Source organism: Catenulispora rubra (assembly GCF_015356825.1).
Classification (GTDB): domain Bacteria; phylum Actinomycetota; class Actinomycetes; order Streptomycetales; family Catenulisporaceae; genus Catenulispora; species Catenulispora rubra.
Genome location: NZ_JAACYW010000608.1, coordinates 1 through 1,523 on the forward strand (window position 1 = coordinate 1; position 1,523 = coordinate 1,523).

Genomic DNA, 1,523 nt, shown 5'->3' on the forward strand with positions numbered 1-1,523 from the left:
GAGTGAGTGGGGTGCGCGGGGCGTGTCCTGGGCCAGGATCGCCATCTGCACAGCTTGGGTGGAGGCCTCTGGTTCGATTCCCAGCTCGTTGGCCAGCACGCGATGCAGCATTTGGTACTGCGCCAACGCGTCGGCGGTGCGACCGCTGCGGTGCAGGGCCATCATCAACGCTGATCGTAGGCGCTCGTCGAAGGGGTGGGCCCGCGCGTGTACCGCGAGTTCGTCGGCGGCTGCGGCGAGGTCGGCGGAGGGGGCGTCCCCGGCATCTCCGGCGTTGATCATGAGCTCGGTGCGGTCGATCAGGAGTCGTAGCCGCATGTCTGCCAGCCGTGTGCGCTGCTCGGTGGCGAACGGTCCTGGGAGTGTTTCTAGTGGCCGGCCGTTGCGCCACAACGCCAGTGCGGAGTCCAACGCTGCGATTGCGCCATGGCGGTCGCCACTGTCTCTGGCGGTGCGTGCTGTCGCCGCGAACTGCTCGGCGCGGTTCAGGTCCAGCGCCTCCGGTCCCAGCTGGAGCCGGTATCCGGAGCTGCCGCTGACGAGGGGGAGGGGGTCGCCGAGGCCGAGCCCTGACAGGGCGCGGCGGAGTCCGGAGATGTAGGTGTGCAGGTTTCCGGCGGCGGTCATCGGGACGTCTTCGCCCCAGATGCGGTCGATCAGCTCGCCGCGTGCCACCACGGTACCTGCGGCCATGGCCAGGGCGGCGAAGACGGCGCGCTGCTTCGGGGCGCCGAGGCTGAGCTCTTGGTCGTCGGCGAACGCACGCAGTGGACCCAGGACCTCGACGCGGAGGTGCCGACCACCGTCTTTCATGCGCGCGTCCCTCCCTGGCCGGTGCTTGCCGGTGCTTGCCGGTGCTTGCCGGTGCTTGCCGGTTCGTGCCGGTGCTTGTCCGATGCGTACCGATCCGTGCGATGTCCGAATGTTGCTTCGCTTGCGATTCGGAGTGGTATTCGCATTGTTTACGCTTGGATCGGTGTCAGGTCAAGGTGTCAGTGGCCTGAGGTGTGGCTGGGGGACGGCTTTTGGTTACCTGTGGGGCGGTTGGGGTGCGGTTGGGGTGCGGTTGGTTTGTGGGTTTACAGGCGAATTTTACGGCTTCGCGCATGGTTGGATGGCCTCGCAGGGGACGCAGTTCGGTTGAGCGAGGCCGTTGCGCTGGCGGCCGCCGGTTTTCGTGGGCAAGACCGCGCATGAGTCCGAGTCACTGCGCACGCGTCGTGTGGGCGGCTGTCTGCCGCGTTTGGTGGGTGCGTTGAGGCCTCTGGCGGGCCTCCTCGACGAGGGGGCGACCCGTACGTCGGGCTTGATGGCGGCGGCCCGCGACTGTTCGGCTTTCTGTCCGCTGTTGCCTGCGTCGCGTTGGTTGGCGGCGGTCGCTGCTTGTGGTCGCCGAGGTTCTGGGTCCCTCGCCGCGTCATCGCCGTAAACGGAACCAGCCCGGTTTGGCGGAATCAAGCCGCATCGCTGCTGCTGTGGTCCGGCTCCGTCCGGCTTGACACCGCCAAACCGGGCAGGTTGGC

1 protein-coding gene is annotated in these 1,523 nt (G+C 67.8%); it reads right to left on the minus strand.

What is annotated here, in order from left to right:
- Positions 1–813: AfsR/SARP family transcriptional regulator (locus GWK61_RS54495; protein ID WP_194922276.1), on the minus strand; the 813-nt coding region annotated here is incomplete at its 3' end.
- Positions 814–1,523 lie beyond the last annotated feature (710 nt).